At 60.8% G+C, this 14209-nt stretch carries 14 protein-coding genes and 1 pseudogene; 4 read left to right on the forward strand and 11 right to left on the reverse strand.

All coding sequences use genetic code 11. The features are described 5' to 3' along the window. The first annotated feature begins 108 nt into the window (after positions 1-108). On the forward strand, positions 109-552 hold the full coding sequence (locus AC3A5O_RS08150; RefSeq protein WP_305481807.1) for a PaaI family thioesterase: 444 nt from the start codon (positions 109-111) through the stop codon (positions 550-552). Positions 553-820: 268 nt separating this feature from the next. Here the strand turns inward: AC3A5O_RS08150 and AC3A5O_RS08155 are convergent, their stop codons facing one another. Further along, positions 821-1687, reverse strand: coding sequence for a LysR family transcriptional regulator (locus AC3A5O_RS08155; RefSeq protein ID WP_487753085.1), 867 nt, complete (start codon positions 1685-1687; stop codon positions 821-823). 102 nt (positions 1688-1789) lie between these two features. On the opposite strand from AC3A5O_RS08155, the gene AC3A5O_RS08160 reads away from it, so the two are divergent. Then, positions 1790-2707 carry a DMT family transporter gene (locus tag AC3A5O_RS08160; RefSeq protein WP_487753086.1) on the forward strand — a complete coding sequence of 306 codons (918 nt, stop codon included), beginning with the start codon at positions 1790-1792 and terminating at the stop codon, positions 2705-2707. A 504-nt stretch (positions 2708-3211) separates the two neighbouring features. Here the strand turns inward: AC3A5O_RS08160 and AC3A5O_RS08165 are convergent. Continuing rightward, complete coding sequence (locus AC3A5O_RS08165; RefSeq protein ID WP_122566246.1) at positions 3212-3754, reverse strand: hypothetical protein; 543 nt, start codon at positions 3752-3754, stop codon at positions 3212-3214. Positions 3755-3808: 54 nt separating this feature from the next. On the opposite strand from AC3A5O_RS08165, the gene AC3A5O_RS08170 reads away from it, so the two are divergent. Both AC3A5O_RS08170 and AC3A5O_RS08175 read left to right on the forward strand, forming a co-directional pair. Beyond that, complete coding sequence (locus tag AC3A5O_RS08170; RefSeq protein ID WP_277343017.1) at positions 3809-3940, forward strand: hypothetical protein; 132 nt, start codon at positions 3809-3811, stop codon at positions 3938-3940. A gap of 378 nt (positions 3941-4318) precedes the next feature. Further along, positions 4319-5446: a mechanosensitive ion channel family protein gene (locus AC3A5O_RS08175; RefSeq protein WP_487753087.1), complete on the forward strand. Its 1128-nt coding sequence runs from the start codon at positions 4319-4321 to the stop codon at positions 5444-5446. 13 nt (positions 5447-5459) lie between these two features. Here AC3A5O_RS08175 and AC3A5O_RS08180 read toward each other — a convergent pair whose 3' ends face one another. From AC3A5O_RS08180 to AC3A5O_RS08220, 9 genes and pseudogenes are all read right to left on the reverse strand, one after another. After that, complete coding sequence (locus tag AC3A5O_RS08180; RefSeq protein ID WP_122566248.1) at positions 5460-6533, reverse strand: protein-glutamate methylesterase/protein-glutamine glutaminase; 1074 nt, start codon at positions 6531-6533, stop codon at positions 5460-5462. 2 nt (positions 6534-6535) lie between these two features. Beyond that, entirely contained in the window at positions 6536-7033 is a 498-nt protein-coding gene (gene cheD / locus AC3A5O_RS08185; protein WP_305467554.1) for a chemoreceptor glutamine deamidase CheD, read from the reverse strand. Beyond that, a complete protein-coding gene (locus tag AC3A5O_RS08190; protein ID WP_163006739.1) occupies positions 7030-7866 on the reverse strand; it encodes a CheR family methyltransferase in 837 nt (278 codons plus the stop codon). The genes cheD and AC3A5O_RS08190 overlap by 4 nt, the downstream gene beginning before the upstream one ends. Then, positions 7863-8399 carry a chemotaxis protein CheW gene (locus AC3A5O_RS08195; protein WP_122566250.1) on the reverse strand — a complete coding sequence of 179 codons (537 nt, stop codon included), beginning with the start codon at positions 8397-8399 and terminating at the stop codon, positions 7863-7865. Before AC3A5O_RS08195 ends, AC3A5O_RS08190 begins: the two co-directional genes overlap by 4 nt. A gap of 39 nt (positions 8400-8438) precedes the next feature. Beyond that, a complete protein-coding gene (locus tag AC3A5O_RS08200; protein WP_487753088.1) occupies positions 8439-10097 on the reverse strand; it encodes a methyl-accepting chemotaxis protein in 1659 nt (552 codons plus the stop codon). A gap of 33 nt (positions 10098-10130) precedes the next feature. Further along, complete coding sequence (locus AC3A5O_RS08205) at positions 10131-12233, reverse strand: chemotaxis protein CheA (RefSeq protein ID WP_122566314.1); 2103 nt, start codon at positions 12231-12233, stop codon at positions 10131-10133. Positions 12234-12269: 36 nt separating this feature from the next. Next, complete coding sequence (locus AC3A5O_RS08210) at positions 12270-12554, reverse strand: STAS domain-containing protein (protein WP_122566252.1); 285 nt, start codon at positions 12552-12554, stop codon at positions 12270-12272. 15 nt (positions 12555-12569) lie between these two features. Beyond that, positions 12570-12938: a response regulator gene (locus AC3A5O_RS08215; protein ID WP_003203044.1), complete on the reverse strand. Its 369-nt coding sequence runs from the start codon at positions 12936-12938 to the stop codon at positions 12570-12572. An 11-nt stretch (positions 12939-12949) separates the two neighbouring features. Next, positions 12950-13894: pseudogene (locus tag AC3A5O_RS08220) on the reverse strand (methyl-accepting chemotaxis protein); the annotation flags it as partial. Positions 13895-14209 lie beyond the last annotated feature (315 nt).

A 14209-nucleotide genomic window follows, 5' to 3' on the forward strand; every position in this document is an offset into this window, starting at 1 on the left:
AGCTACATGTGACAGGCCGAATAAAGACATGATATCGAGCACAACTGCTTTGTTAATGCCAGGCAAACTGCTGAAAACCACACAAATGCCTACTATAAGGATGAATTCATGGAAGATTTCGCTGCAAGCAATCCCGACTTCGACAAGCACGTCCAACGCGCAGTACTCAGTATGCCAGCAGCGCAGTTGCTGGGGTTTCATTACAATTATCTGAAGCCAGGTCATTGTGAAATCGAACAGCCAGCGCGCAAAGAACTCACTCAGCATAATGGCTACTTTCAAGGTGGCATCGTCGGAGCATTGGCAGATTTTGCTGGAGGCTCGGCCGCTGGGACTCTGCTGCCGCCTGGCTGGATCAATATGACCACTGATTTCACCGTCAAATTAATTGCCCCGGCTGACGGTGAAAAACTACTAGCCAGGGGGAGAGTCATCAATGCGTCGAACAACACCACGGTTGCGGCTGCCGATTTATTTGCCGTGAAACAAGGTAAGGAAACCCTCTGCGCCACGGCGCTGGTGACGATGCGAAATATTCCCTTGAAAGCATGAAATAGCTATTGCATAGCGCCGCGAACACGGCAGAGTCCAGATGACCGACAATGCCCCGTTGGCATTGTTGGTGGTCCGGCGTCGATACGGAGCTCGTAGAAGAATCATCACAACTCACTCCCAATGAGTCCCCGATACAATTCCCTGCGCCTTGAACCCATCAAGCGCCGCCGCCTCCACCGGCATCAGCTCCCGCTTCGACATCCCCGTCGCCTCGGCCAACGCAACCAAATGCTCCCTCCCGTTGCGCCGAGGCGGTTGGGGATGGTTACGCTCCGAGCTCCGTTTGCAGCATCGTCAAAAACGCCTCTCTGGCAGGATGCTTCCCAGCGTTTTCATGCCAGTAAAAAAGGTTATCAATCCCCGTTAGCTCAGGAAATTCATACCCCGTCCAACCCGCCCCCTGATGGTATTGCTCATAGATCCCCCGAGGCACCAGAGAGACGCCTGCACCCGCACTGACACAACCAACAATGGCGCCATAACTGGCAATGCTGGTGATCGGTTGCACTTGGTCATGACGCAGCAGCCACTGCTCCAGCGCCAAGCGGTACGGACAGCCCGTGGGCCACATGAAGATCGCCTTGCCTTGCAAATCGGCGGCGCTACGCAGCGGACCGTGGGACTCGGAGGCGATGAGCACCAGGTCTTCGCGGTACATCACGGCTCGCTTGAGTCCAGGCCGTTCGATGTCCACCGCTACGATCACGCCATCGAGCCGGTGATGTTGGATATCGTCCAGCAACTGCGCCCAGGTGCCGGTGCTCAGTTCCAGCGACACCTGCGGATACTGCGCGTGGTATTTGGCGAGCAACTGAGGCAGACGCCCGGTGGCGCTGGACTCGATCGCGCCGATGCGCAGTGGGCCGCTCGGTGCGCGGGTGGGAGCGACTGCGCGGCGGGCTTCTTCCGTCAGGCTCAGTATTTTTGTCGCGTACTCCAGAAACACTTCGCCCGCCGGGCTGACCCGCAGCCCACGACCTTCGCGGAAAAACAGCGGCGTGCCGAGTTCCCGTTCCAGGGACTTGAGGCGAGCAGTGATGTTGGACGGCACACAGTGCAGCACTTCGGCGGCGCGGGCGATGCTGCCGGTGTCGCAGACCGTCTTGAGCATGCGCAGTTGAGACAGTTCCATGGCTCACCAAAAGTGAATGATGGGCTGAGTTTAAGTCACTTGTGCTGAGGTGGGGTGGTTTCGATACTTCGAGGCAAATCGGCCAGTGAGCAGGAACTCTAGATGGAAACGCGTTTTGCGCTGGTTGAAGGTTCCTCCGGCAAAACCGGTGTGAAGGTTATCCTGGCGACGCTGTTGGTGATCGTTTGCTGGGCCTATTCGCCGATTGGTATTCGCATTGGCTTGCAGGCTTATGAACCCGGTCAACTGGCGCTGATGCGTTTTCTCATCGCTTCAGTGTTCATGGCCCTTGTGGCGATGGTGAAGGGTATTTCCTGGCCACGTCTCAGGGATTTGCCATTGTTGGCGGTGTTGGGTTTCTTTGCCGTCAGCCTGCACCACATCGCCCTCAATTACGGTCAGCGGGGCGTCAGCGCCGGGGCGGCCAGTGTGCTGGCCCAGTCCACGCCGTTGTTCAGTACGCTGCTGGCGCATTTTGTCTTCAAGGACAGGGTCAGTGGTTGGCAGTGGGGGTGTGTGCTGTGCGGCTTGCTTGGCGCTGGCGTGGTGGTCGCGGGGGATCGTGGCTTGGGTGACCTGGACGCCCATGGACTCTTGATCCTGTTGGCGGCGCTGTCCTGGAGCCTGTATTTTGCTTTGCAGAAGCGCCATTGCCATCGTTATGACGGTTTGACCCTGGTTTGTTACACCGTTTGGTCGGGCACGGTTCTGTTGTTCATTTTTGCGCCGGGCATGTTGAGCGCGGCGCGACAGGCTTCGGCTTCGGTGAATCTTGCGGTGTTGGTTCTCGGTATTTTTCCCAGCGCCCTGGCGTACCTTGCTTGGGCTTACGTGCTGGGGCACAGCAACGTGAGTCGCGCTTCCATGGCGCTTTACCTGATACCGCCCACGGCGATGTTGATGGCTTCTTTGGTGCTGGCCGAGCGCCCGTCAGCGATGGTTATTGTGGGGGCGGTGATTGTGTTGGTGAGCGTGCTGGCGTTGAGGCTTGAGCCGGGGAGTGGGGCAAGAGTCAGATGATTCTGTCGTGGGTTTAGACAATGAGGTTGGATGTTGTAGCGGCTTTTTTTGGGGCTGCTGCGCAGCCCAGCGGGGATAAATCCCCTCGCCACAGGTTGCGTTGTGCCTACAACTTTTTCCATCCTCGGCCATCGCTCGTGCGGTAGGTTCCCCCAGTGGCGCAGCATCCACCGGCTCCAAATGCCATACGCCCCAGCTCAACCGTGACAGTCTCCTTTCCCTTACTCAGCGACTGCCGCGAGCAACTGGTGAAAAAAGGGTAGGGCTCCGTTTCCAGCACCACGGTCCAGGTCATGTCTTTCGCTGACTGGCCTTCGATCTTGTAAGCCGCACAATCGTGAACAACCAAGTGAGCAAACTGCCCATTGAGCATGCCCTTGAAAACGAGCTCAGGTGGAGCGTCGAGCAGTGCGTTTTTCAGCGGGTCCGGCTCCGCACCGTATTCGCAAGCCACAAGCATGCACATGGCGAGAACCAGGCTTGTTACCCGGACACGCTGCCTCATTACTTCTTGACCGAGTAATCCTGCCCCCACATCCGTACCGAACTGACTGCCTCGTTCATGCCTTCAAAAACAAACTTCTGCCGCACGGCGGTCTTCGGCGGAATAGTGACTTCGTCCGGGTTGTCCAGGCCGGTGAGGCGGTTGGAGTAACCCGCCTGGTCGATGGCCAGCAGCACGCCGGTCTGGCCGAGGTTGACTACGCGCAATTGGGTGTCGGTGCTGTTCTTGAAGCCGAGGGTGATGCTGACGTTGTCGTCGCTGGGTTCGAGCTTCAACACTTCAACGGCGATGCGATCTTTCATTTGCTCGCCGGAGGAAATGATCGCGGCACCATCGGTGCCTTGGGCCGATTCGCGGCCATCGAGCACGCCCTCGCTGACGCCACCCAGCAGGTTCTTGCCAGCGGTGATGAACGTTGAAACGGCTGCCTTGGTCGAGTCCTTGATGAGGCTGCCGTCCGTCGGTTCGCCTTCGGCAAAGCACAGGGAGCTGAGCAGGAGGCTGGAGACGAAGAGGGTGGAGCGTGACGGCAGAAAAGTCATACATGAATCCTTGAGGGGGGCCTGCGACATCGCCTGTCATAAGGGCGAGCGGCAATGATAGCCGTGATCGAGGCCCGTGAGCGATATACCTCCTTGAGTATTTCCGGCCTTGTGTCGTTCCCGGTCGCGGAGCAGGCACTGGTTGCATTGAGCGAGTCCTGTGCTGGCCTGGGGGCGTTCGTCTGATCCGTAGTTTCCTGCGTCAGGTGCCACTGTCACGAACCCGCGCCCCACCCTCAGAATAGCCACACGGTGAGCCTATCGGGCGGGCTGTGTACTGCAATTTTCTAGTCCAGGAGTGCGCATGACGAAGATGGCGATTTTTTTAGGTGGGTTTTTGGCACTGACCCTATTGATCGGCGTACTGGCGACGATTTCGCCGGTATAGGCAACGGATGTTGGCGCTTTCTCCTGGCGACCGACATGACGATTTCATTGAACACTGCGGTGCTCATAACGACTAATCCCCAACAGGCCACTTGATTTGCGCGATGGATCAAGCGGCGTTTTACCTGCCGCGGCTGCGTTCCCCATGCGCAGCCGCAGGACTTCAAGGGGTAAGCGATGATTGAGGGATTCGAGGGTTTTTTCACCGGGTACACGTTGCTGGGTATTTCGTTGGCTAGCTGGATCCTTGCATTTTGCGCTGCTGTGCTCAGCTACGTGTTTGCAAGAACCGCGATCCGGTTTGTTTTCAGGAGAATCCAGGCAAGGGCGAGTGCGGGCAATGGTCATCTTAGCTACATTGCCAGCCAAGTGCTGTCAGCCACCAGCAACACGCTGCTGTTATTGGCGTCGATTCTGGTCGGGATAGGCATACTGGATTTGCCTGAGCGCTGGCTCAGTCGTGTCAGCAGCCTTTGGTTTGTGGTGGCCGCGTTGCAGGTCGGCTTATGGACGAACCGAGCGTTGGCGCTTTTGCTGCACCGCTATTTCTCTGTCCATGGCGCGAATGGGACATTTCAAGCCAGTGCCTTGGCGACCCTGAGTCTGTGGGGCGCAAGGGTGCTCCTATGGGCGGTGATTTTACTCGCAATGCTGTCGAACGTTGGCGTTAACATCACGGCCTTCGTGGCGAGCCTTGGCGTGGGTGGTATCGCTGTGGCACTCGCGGTCCAGAATATTCTTGGCGATGTGTTCGCCTCGCTGTCGATTGCCGTCGACAAGCCATTCGAGGTGGGCGATTTCATCGTGGTGGGTTCGCTTGCCGGTACGGTGGAGCACGTTGGCCTGAAGACGACCCGCATACGAAGTCTGGGGGGCGAACAAATCGTCATGGCGAACGCCGATATGATCGGAAGCACGATTCAGAATTACAAGCGGTTGCAGGAGCGTCGGATCGTGTTCGAGTTTCGCCTGACTTATGAATGTTCAACCGAACAGATCAGGCAGGTTACGCAACGGGTTGAAGCCATCATCAGGGATGAAGACCAGGCGCGGTTCGATCGGTGTCATTTCAAGAGTTTTGGCCAGAGCGCCCTGGAGTTCGAGACGGTCTACATCGTCCTGGACGCCAGCTATAACGTCTACATGGACGTCCAGCAGAGGATCAATCTGAAGATCATGGAAGCGGTTGCCGAGCTGGACACGAAATTTGCTTTTCCGTCACAGACCGTCCATGTCGCTTCATTGCCCGACTCCGTAGCACTTCGCCCGATCACGCAGCATTCATCGCGCGCCGGGCATGCTTGATGTCACGCCCTTGTTACCGATGCAAAATCACCTGCGCAATCTCCTGCAACCCCATCACCCGTTGCGCCGCATTGAGTTTGATCGCTTCCTTGGGCATGCCGAAGACCACGCAGCTGGCTTCGTCCTGGGCCACGGTGCTGCCGCCGGCGTCGAGCATTTCCTTCAGGCCGCGGGCGCCGTCGTCGCCCATGCCGGTCATGATGATGCCGGTGGCGTTGCGGCCGGCGAATTTGGCAACTGAGCGAAACAGCACATCCACCGACGGGCGATGGCGGTTGACCAGCGGGCCGTCCACCACTTGCACGTGATAGAACGCGCCGCTGCGGGTCACCATCATATGTTTGCCGCCCGGGGCGATGAGCGCCAGGCCCGGGTGGATGCGGTCGTTGTTACGGGCTTCGCGCACTTCGATCTGGCACAGGCTGTTGAGCCGGGCGGCGAACGAGGCGGTGAATTTTTCCGGCATGTGCTGGACGATAACGATGCCCGGGCACACCCGTGGCAGGGCGGTGAGCACCGCTTCCAGGGCCTGGGTGCCGCCGGTGGAGGTGCCCAGGGCGACGATGCGTTCGGTGGTCTGCGCCATGGCGTGGCCATTGGCGGCCGGCAGCATGGCGTCGGCGGTGAGTTTGGTCGCCGGCGTCAGCGCGGCTGGGGCGGGGCGCTTGCCCAGGTTGCGGACGTTGACCTGGGCGGCGGCGCGGATCGCCGAGACCAGTTCCGGCGCCGACTCCAACAGAAAACTCTTCAGCCCGGTGGTGGGCTTGGTGATGATTTCCACCGCGCCGGCGGCCATCGCCTGCAACGTGGTTTCCGCGCCTCGGGGCGTCAGGGACGAGCAGATCACCACCGGTGTGGGGCGCTCGCTCATGATTTTCTTCAGGAACGTGATGCCGTCCATGCGCGGCATTTCCACGTCCAGCACGATCACGTCGGGCCATTCCTTGGCCAGTTTGTCCATGGCGAAAATCGGGTCGGACGCCGCGCCCATGACGTGGATGTCCGGTGTCTCGCTCAGGATCGCCAATAACACCTGGCGAACCACGGCAGAGTCATCCACCAGCAGTACATTGATCTTTTTTGACATGGTCAGTGCCGGGTCCTTATGGGTTGGTGCCTGACCCACACATCGCCGCTGCACAGGTCGAAGATGATGCTGCGGTGGCCGGTGCTGCCCATGTCCTGGGCGATCAGGTCGAGGCGATAGAGGGCGGCCATTTCCAGCGCGGCGTTGACGTTCAGCCGCGCCACATCGCCGTAGGGCACATGGCGTTGCAGCTCGGGGAACATCTCACCGCCGCCGAACAGCTTGAGTTGGTAGTCCTCGGGTTCGGTGCGGTGGGCCCGGGCCTGGCGGATGAACAGTTCGATGGCTTCGTCGGCGTAGAGGCCGTTCAGTGCAGTGGAGCAGCGCACCCGACGGGGCAACATGAAGTGGCACATGGCGCCGATCCGGCGTTCGGGGTGCCACAACGTGATCGCCACGCAAGAGCCGAGAATGGTGCGCAGGCGAGTCGGGCAGGTGGCGAAGCGAAACTCCCCTGGCGCCAGGTACTCCTCGGCCACTGCCCTGATGGCGGCGCTCATGGTTTGCGGTAAATCGAGGGCGCCACCAGTTTCAAGGCATCGGACACGCCGTTGAGGCTTTCCGAGTGGCTGACGATGAAATACCCGCCGGACTTGAGCCGGGGGATCAAACGGGCAACCACTTTGCTTTTGGTGGGTTGGTCGAAGTAGATCATGACGTTGCGCAGGAAGATCACGTCGAACTCCCCCAGCTCCGGCAAGGTGTCGTTGAGGTTGACCTGGATGAAGTTGACCCGGTTGCGCAACGCCCGGTCGATGAGGAACGTGCCTTGCTGGCTGCCGGTGCCCTTGAGGCAATATTTCACCAGCAGTGGCTGGGGCAGGGTGCGGGCACGTTCCATCGGGTAATGCCCGGAGCGCGCCTTGGCCAGCACCTGGCTGCTGATGTCCGAACCGATGACTTCCCAGGGCGTGGTGCCCAGCCCTTCGGCCAGGGTCATGGCCAGGCTGTATGGTTCTTCCCCGGATGAGCTGGCCGCGCTCCACAGGCGGAAGGTCTTGCCCGGTGTCGCATGGGGCAATACGTGTTGGCGCAGGAAATCGAAATGCTTGGGCTCGCGGAAAAAATAGGTCTCGTTGGTCGTCAGCAGGTCCAGCGCCACCTGTAGCTCATCGGTGCGCTGGCCGTTCATGATCAGCTTGAAATACTCGCCGTAGCTGTCCAATCCATAGTGCTTGAGGCGCTTGAATAAACGCCCGGCCACCAGGGCTTTCTTGGCCTCGGACAGGCTGATGCCGGCGGCCTGATAGAGCCAGGACTGGAACTGGCCGAACTCTCGGTCACTGAGCGCCAGCGAGCTCGCCGTGCGTTCCTTGCAGGTGTCGGCGTTCACGGGGCATCCACTTCCAGCACGTTCGGGCTGGCTTCTGCGAGTTGAGACATTTCGTCGATGGACAACACGCGGTCCACCTCCAGCACGATGACGAACTTGCCATCGACCTTGGCCATGCCACTGATGAAATCGGCGCGGATCTTCGCGCCGAAGCTCGGTGGCGGCTCGATCTGCGAGGCCGGGATCTCCAGCACCGCCGACACCGTGTCCACCAGCAGGCCAATGTCCTGGGCCTGCCCGTCGGCACTGGCCGCCTCGATGATCACCACGCAACTGCGGCGGCTGATCGCCGAATTCGGCCGGCCGAAGCGAGCCGAGAGATCGACCACCGGCACGACCGCGCCCCGCAGGTTGATCACCCCGCGCACGAAGGCCGGCATCATCGGCACCACGGTCAGGTTGCCGTACTCGATGATTTCCTTGATGCACAGGATGCCGATGGCAAACATCTCCGTGCCGAGCATAAACGTCAGGTATTGCGCTTCTTCCTCGACCGCGAGGGCGGTTTGACGTGTGGTCGCGATGGCGCCCATTGCTTCTTCTCCTTTAAGCAAGCCAGTGGAACCGGGCCATCAGAACCGGGTGAATTCCGACTCGTCCGGGGCGCTGGCCATGTTGTAGGCAAACGCTTTGGGCATGATCGGTGCCGATGCCCGCGCCGGTTTGCGGCCGGACGGACCTGGGGTGTTATCGACCCTGGCAACTTGCACAGCGGACTTGGGCGGCGTGTCGAGGGTGAAGAAGCTCATGGCCTGTTGCAGCTGTTCGGCCTGGCTGCTCATTTCCTCGGCGGTGGCGGCCAGTTCTTCGCTGCTGGAGGCGTTTTGCTGGGTCACCTGGTTGAGCTGGGTCATGGCGGTGTTGATCTGCGCCACACCGGCGGCCTGTTCTTCGGAGGCGGCGCTGATTTCCTGCACCAGGTCCGAGGTCTTGTTGATCGAGGGGACCATCTCGTTGAGCAGGTTCCCGGCCTTTTCCGCCATGTCGACGCTGCTGGACGACAGCTCGCCGATTTCCTGGGCGGCCACCTGGCTGCGTTCGGCCAGCTTGCGCACTTCGGCGGCGACCACGGCGAAGCCTTTGCCGTGTTCACCGGCACGGGCTGCTTCGATGGCGGCGTTGAGCGCCAACAGGTTGGTTTGATAGGCGATGTCGTCGATGATGCTGATGCGCTGGGCGATTTTCTTCATCGCCACCACGGTCTGCTGCACCGATTCGCCGCCGTCGGTGGCTTCCTTGGCGGCCTTGCTGGCCATGCCGTCGGTAACCTTGGCGTTCTCGGTGTTCTGGTTGATGCTGGCACTCATCTGCTCGATGGACGCACTGGTTTCCTCGACGCTGGCCGCCTGTTCGCTGGTGGCCTGGCTCATCGATTGCGCGGTGGCGCTGACTTCTTCGGAGGCGCTGGCGAGATTGTCCGCGGCGTTACGCACTTCGCCGATGATGTGCGAGAGCTTGCCGACCATGTTCTGCATGGCATTGAGCACCATGCCGGTTTCGTCCTTGGAGCCATTTTCGATTTTCGCGTTCAGGTTGCCTTCGGCCAATTGTTCGGCAACGGTCGCGGCCAGTTTCAAGGGGCGGGAAATGATGCGCGAGATGAACAACGCCAGGCCCAGGCCTACCAGTAGGGCGGCAGCCAGTACGGCAATGATCGACAGGCGTGCGTTTTCAAAAAGCTCGACGCCGTGTGCACTGGCTACGTCCGCGCCAGCAGCGTTGAGCTCGACAAGTTTTTGCAAGTCGCTGGTCACCAGATCGAACCGCCGCTTGGACTCGCCCTTGAGCATCGCATGGGCCTGCTCGGTCAGATTCTGCCGGGACAGCGCGAGCAGGTCTTTGCTGATTGCAAGGTAGGCGGCCCAGTCAGTGCGAGTGGTTTCGAAGACCTGACGATCCTCAGCGCTGGAGAGCAGTTTTTCGTAAGTGTCCAGGCGCGTTTCGAAGGCTTTTTTGGCTTCGTCGGCTTCTTGCTCCAGGCCGACGCGCTCCTGTTCGGAGTCGGCGGCAATATGGCGGTTTTCCTTGAGGCGATAGTTCGCCGCATAGAAGCGCATGCCCGAGGCGGCGCGCATGGATGGCATCCAGTTTTGACGAATGTCGAGGGCGGTGTCGTTCACCTGGCCCAGTTGAATGATCGAGAACACCCCCATGACGGCGGTCAGCGCCAGCACCACAAGAAATGAAGTGATCAGTTTGGTGGCGATTCTAAGATCGTAGAACCATTTCATTGGGAATTACCTCTCCATGGAATTGCTAAAGCGTCAGCGAGCGTTGGCTTGTTGTAATTGCGTCGGGTTGTAGCGGTTTTCGGTCTGGGCGATCTGGGTGAGCAGCGCCGGTACGTCGAGAATCAACGCCACGGCGCCACTGCCCAGGATGGTCGAGCCACTGATGCCGCGAAGGGCGCCAAACAGCTTGCCCAGCGGCTTGATGACGGTCTGAAACTCACCCAGCAAGTCATCCACCACTAGCCCGGCCTTGAGTTCGGCGTAGCGCACCACCACCACGTTCTGCCGGCGCGCGGCCGGGCCTTCGTGGCTGAAGTGATCGCGCAGGTAGACCAGCGGCAGCACCTCGCCGCGCAGGTCGAGGTAGCCTTGTTCGCGACTGGCGAGTCCATCGTCTTCGCTCAGCTCGATGCATTCCTGGACCATGTCCAGCGGAATCACATAGGTCGACTGACCGATGCCCACCAGGAAGCCATTGATGATCGCCAGGGTCAGCGGCAGGCGAATGCGCACCACGGTGCCCTTGCCGGGCTGGCTGTCCAGGTCGACGGTGCCGCGCAGCAGGGTGATGTTGCGCTTGACCACGTCCATGCCCACGCCACGCCCCGAAAGGTTGGTCACGGCCTGGGCGGTGGAAAAGCCGGGTTCGAAAATCAGGTTGTAGATTTCCTGGTCGGTGGGGCTGGCACCCGGCGGCACCAGGCCACGTTCCTGGGCTTTTTCCAGGATCCGGTCACGGTTCAGGCCGGCGCCGTCGTCGGCGATTTCCAGCACGATGCTGCCGGAGTCGTGATACGCGTTGAGGTGCAAGTGCCCCTTGACCGGTTTGCCGGCCGCCAGCCGGGCCTCGGCGGTTTCAATGCCGTGGTCCATGGCGTTGCGCAGCAGGTGCATGAGCGGGTCGCCGATTTTTTCCACCACGGTCTTGTCCAGCTCGGTCTCCGCGCCGCTGATGATCAGGTCGATGTCCTTGCCCAGTTCCTGGCTGACATCGCGTACCACCCGACGGAAGCGGTTGAAGGTTTCGCCGATGGGGATCATGCGCAGGCGCAGGGCGCCGTCGAGGATTTCTTCCACCAGCCCGGAGACTGACGAGGTGGCTTCCTGCAACGGGTCGTTTTGGCAGGTACGGGCCAGCAGGCTGGCACCGGCGCTGGCAATGACCAGTTCGCCCACCAGGTTGATCAACTCGTCGAGCTTGTCCGCATTGACCCGCACATAGGTGCCGTCCTTGCCCTTGCTGTCGCTGGTCACCGCTTGTTTGTCAGTGGCGATCTGGGCGGGCATGCGCGGCGTCTTGCGCTGGTCGGACAGCAACTCGCCGGTAGCGACCAACGCGGTGCTTTCCTCGGCCGGTTCCGGCGACGTGGTGACCAGGCCGGTGTTGGCCGCAAGCGTGATGTCGTCATCCTGGGCAACGATCTCGATCTCGCAGTCTTCCCGGACGAAATCGAACACCTCGTTGATCGCCCCGTGGCTGGCGGCCGAGCGAAACTCGATGTCGAAGCCCAGATAGCAGGACTCGGCGTCCCAGGCGTCGGCGGCGGGCAGGGCGTCAGTCAGGGTGGTGATCTCGACGATTTCACCCAGGGTTTGCAGGTAGCGCAGGAACGACAGCGGGTCCATGCCGTTGCGGAACACGTCTTGGCCGAAGCGCAGGGAAAGGTGCCAGAGGCGCGTTTCGCCGGATTCGTGGGGGGCGGTTTCCTGCGTAGGCGTCGGCGCCGCGGTCGGCGAGGGCGCCTGGTATTCCTGAAGGATCTGACACAGCTCCACTTCCCGTTGCAGAGCCGGCGGCGGCAGTGATCCGCCCTGGTTGGCGGCCACGTTGATCAGTTCCAGCATGTGGTCGCTGGACTTGAGCAACACCGCGATCAGGCTGGCGTCCACCTCGACGCTGCCGTTGCGCAGGCGGTCGAGCACGTCTTCGACGATGTGGGTGAAGCTGACGATCGGTTCCAGGCCGAACAGCCCGGCCGACCCTTTGATCGTGTGGGCCGCCCGGAAGATCGCGCCGATGGCGTCATCGTCGCCGGGGTCGGTTTCCAGTTGCAGCAGCGATTCTTCCATCGCCTGCAACTGTTCCCGTGCCTCGACGATGAAGGTCTGTTGTGCCTGATCGAGATTGATGCTCACGCTCATTTCCTTTGTCGTGTCCGACGTATTGCGGTCCTAGGCAACCAGGTTGCACAGGGCAAGTGTCTCCGTGACGGCCTTGCTTTGGCCGGTCAGTGTCAGTTGGGTCCCGGCCCTGGAGGCCTCGCGCTGCACCATCAGCAGCAGTTGCAGGCCGGCGCCGTCCATCTCGGTGATCTGCGACAGATCGAGGGCCATTCGCGGCGTTGCCCCCAGGTGCGGCAGCCACTGCACGGCCAGCTCGGCCGCGGTGTAGATCGTCAGCTCGCCGTCGATGTGCACCTGGGCGGTGTCATCCTGTGCTTCGTATTGCAACGGCATTGGAGCCTCCGGCTCTCAAGGAAGAATCAGCTTGGACACCGCCGCCAGCATCTGCGCCGGCTGGAACGGCTTGACTACCCAGGCCTTGGCCCCGGCGGCCTGGCCTTCCTGTTTCTTCGATTCCTGGGATTCGGTGGTGAGCATGATGATCGGCGTGAACTTGTAGCTGGCCAGCTTCTTGACCTCCTTGACGAAGGTGATGCCGTCCATGTTGGGCATGTTCACGTCACTAATGATCAGGTGCACTTTCTGCCCATTGAGCTTGCCCAGCGCGTCCTTGCCATCGCTGGCTTCGATCACGTCGTAGCCGGCACTTTTCAATGCGATGCCAACCACCTGCCGAACGCTCGCGGAGTCGTCGACAACCAATACACTTTTAGCCATGAGCGGCTCTCCTAAAAGAAGGTTATTTCCTGTGAAGTCTGTTGCGCGCTCGAGTCGCCGTGATGATTGCGGCGTTGCTCGTCGGTGGCGTAAGTGGTTTCCATGCGTGCCAGCCATTGGCGGGCATCGATGGAGACAGCCTCGTCGGGCGACTGACTGGCCTGCTGCATATGCACGTGCAGGTCCTCGATGTTGTCGCGCACGTGGCTGAGGATCTGGCTGACCCGATCCTGGAACTGCAGGCTGACCAGCACCTCGGTGAGTTCATCGCGAATGCCGAAGCTTTCCCGTTGCAGCATGTCGGCCGAGTCGGCCAGGCGGCCGGTGACACTCTTGAAGCGCTCCAGTACCTGCTGGATGCTTTGCTCGGAGGCACTGACCGAATGGCTGTCCTGGTCCGCTCCGCTGGACGCGGCATGCACCAATTGGGTGATGGCGGTGTTGATGATGTCGACCTTGGCCGACATCTGCTGGCCGGTCTCGCTGGACTTGCTCGAGAGGCTGCGTACGGCGTCGGCCACCACGGCAAAACCACGCCCGGCCTCGCCGGCACGGGCGGCTTCGATGGCGGCGTTGAGGGCCAGCAGGTTGGTCTGCGCGGCAATCGCCGCGACGTCGGCGGCCATGGTCCGCAGCTCGCCGGTATAAGCCGTCAGGTTGCGCACCTGGGCCAGGGTTTCGTCGCGGCTGGCCTGGGTGGCTTTCAGGGAATCGATGACCTTGACCAGTTCGCCTTCGCTTTGGGCCAGCACCTGCACGGCGCCGCCACCGCTGCTGCCAGCCAGTTCTCCAGCGGCCAGTTGCGAGGCTTGCACGGTATCTTCCAGGCGTGACGAAATGCCGGTGAAGCGGCTGGTCAGGGAGACGATCGCGGTCTCGGTCTGTTGCCGGGAGCTTTCGACCTGCTTGGCCCAGATCGGCATGGCACCGAGGATGACTTCGTAGAGTTGTGCGTTTGTTTTATGGGCCAGATGCTCGTTGCCTTGCAGGTCGTGGCGAGCAATGGCGGCGGCGACGGCGCTGTCGAACTGCTGGCGTTGCGAGCGCGCACCCCATACGCCGGCCCCGACGCCCAAGGCCAGGATCGCCACGCTCAAACCGATGTTTTGCCCACTCGCGCCATTGAGCGCCAGCACGCCAATGCTCGCGGCAATGGCCACTAGCACGGCACTCCAGAGGATGCGTGGTTTTGATGGGGAAGGGGAATGACCGTGAGAATACGACGTCATGGTTCGGTCCTTGAACAGTGTTGCCAACAGGTTATTTGCGAA

It is taken from the genome of Pseudomonas sp. Soil_N_39, assembly GCF_057655955.1.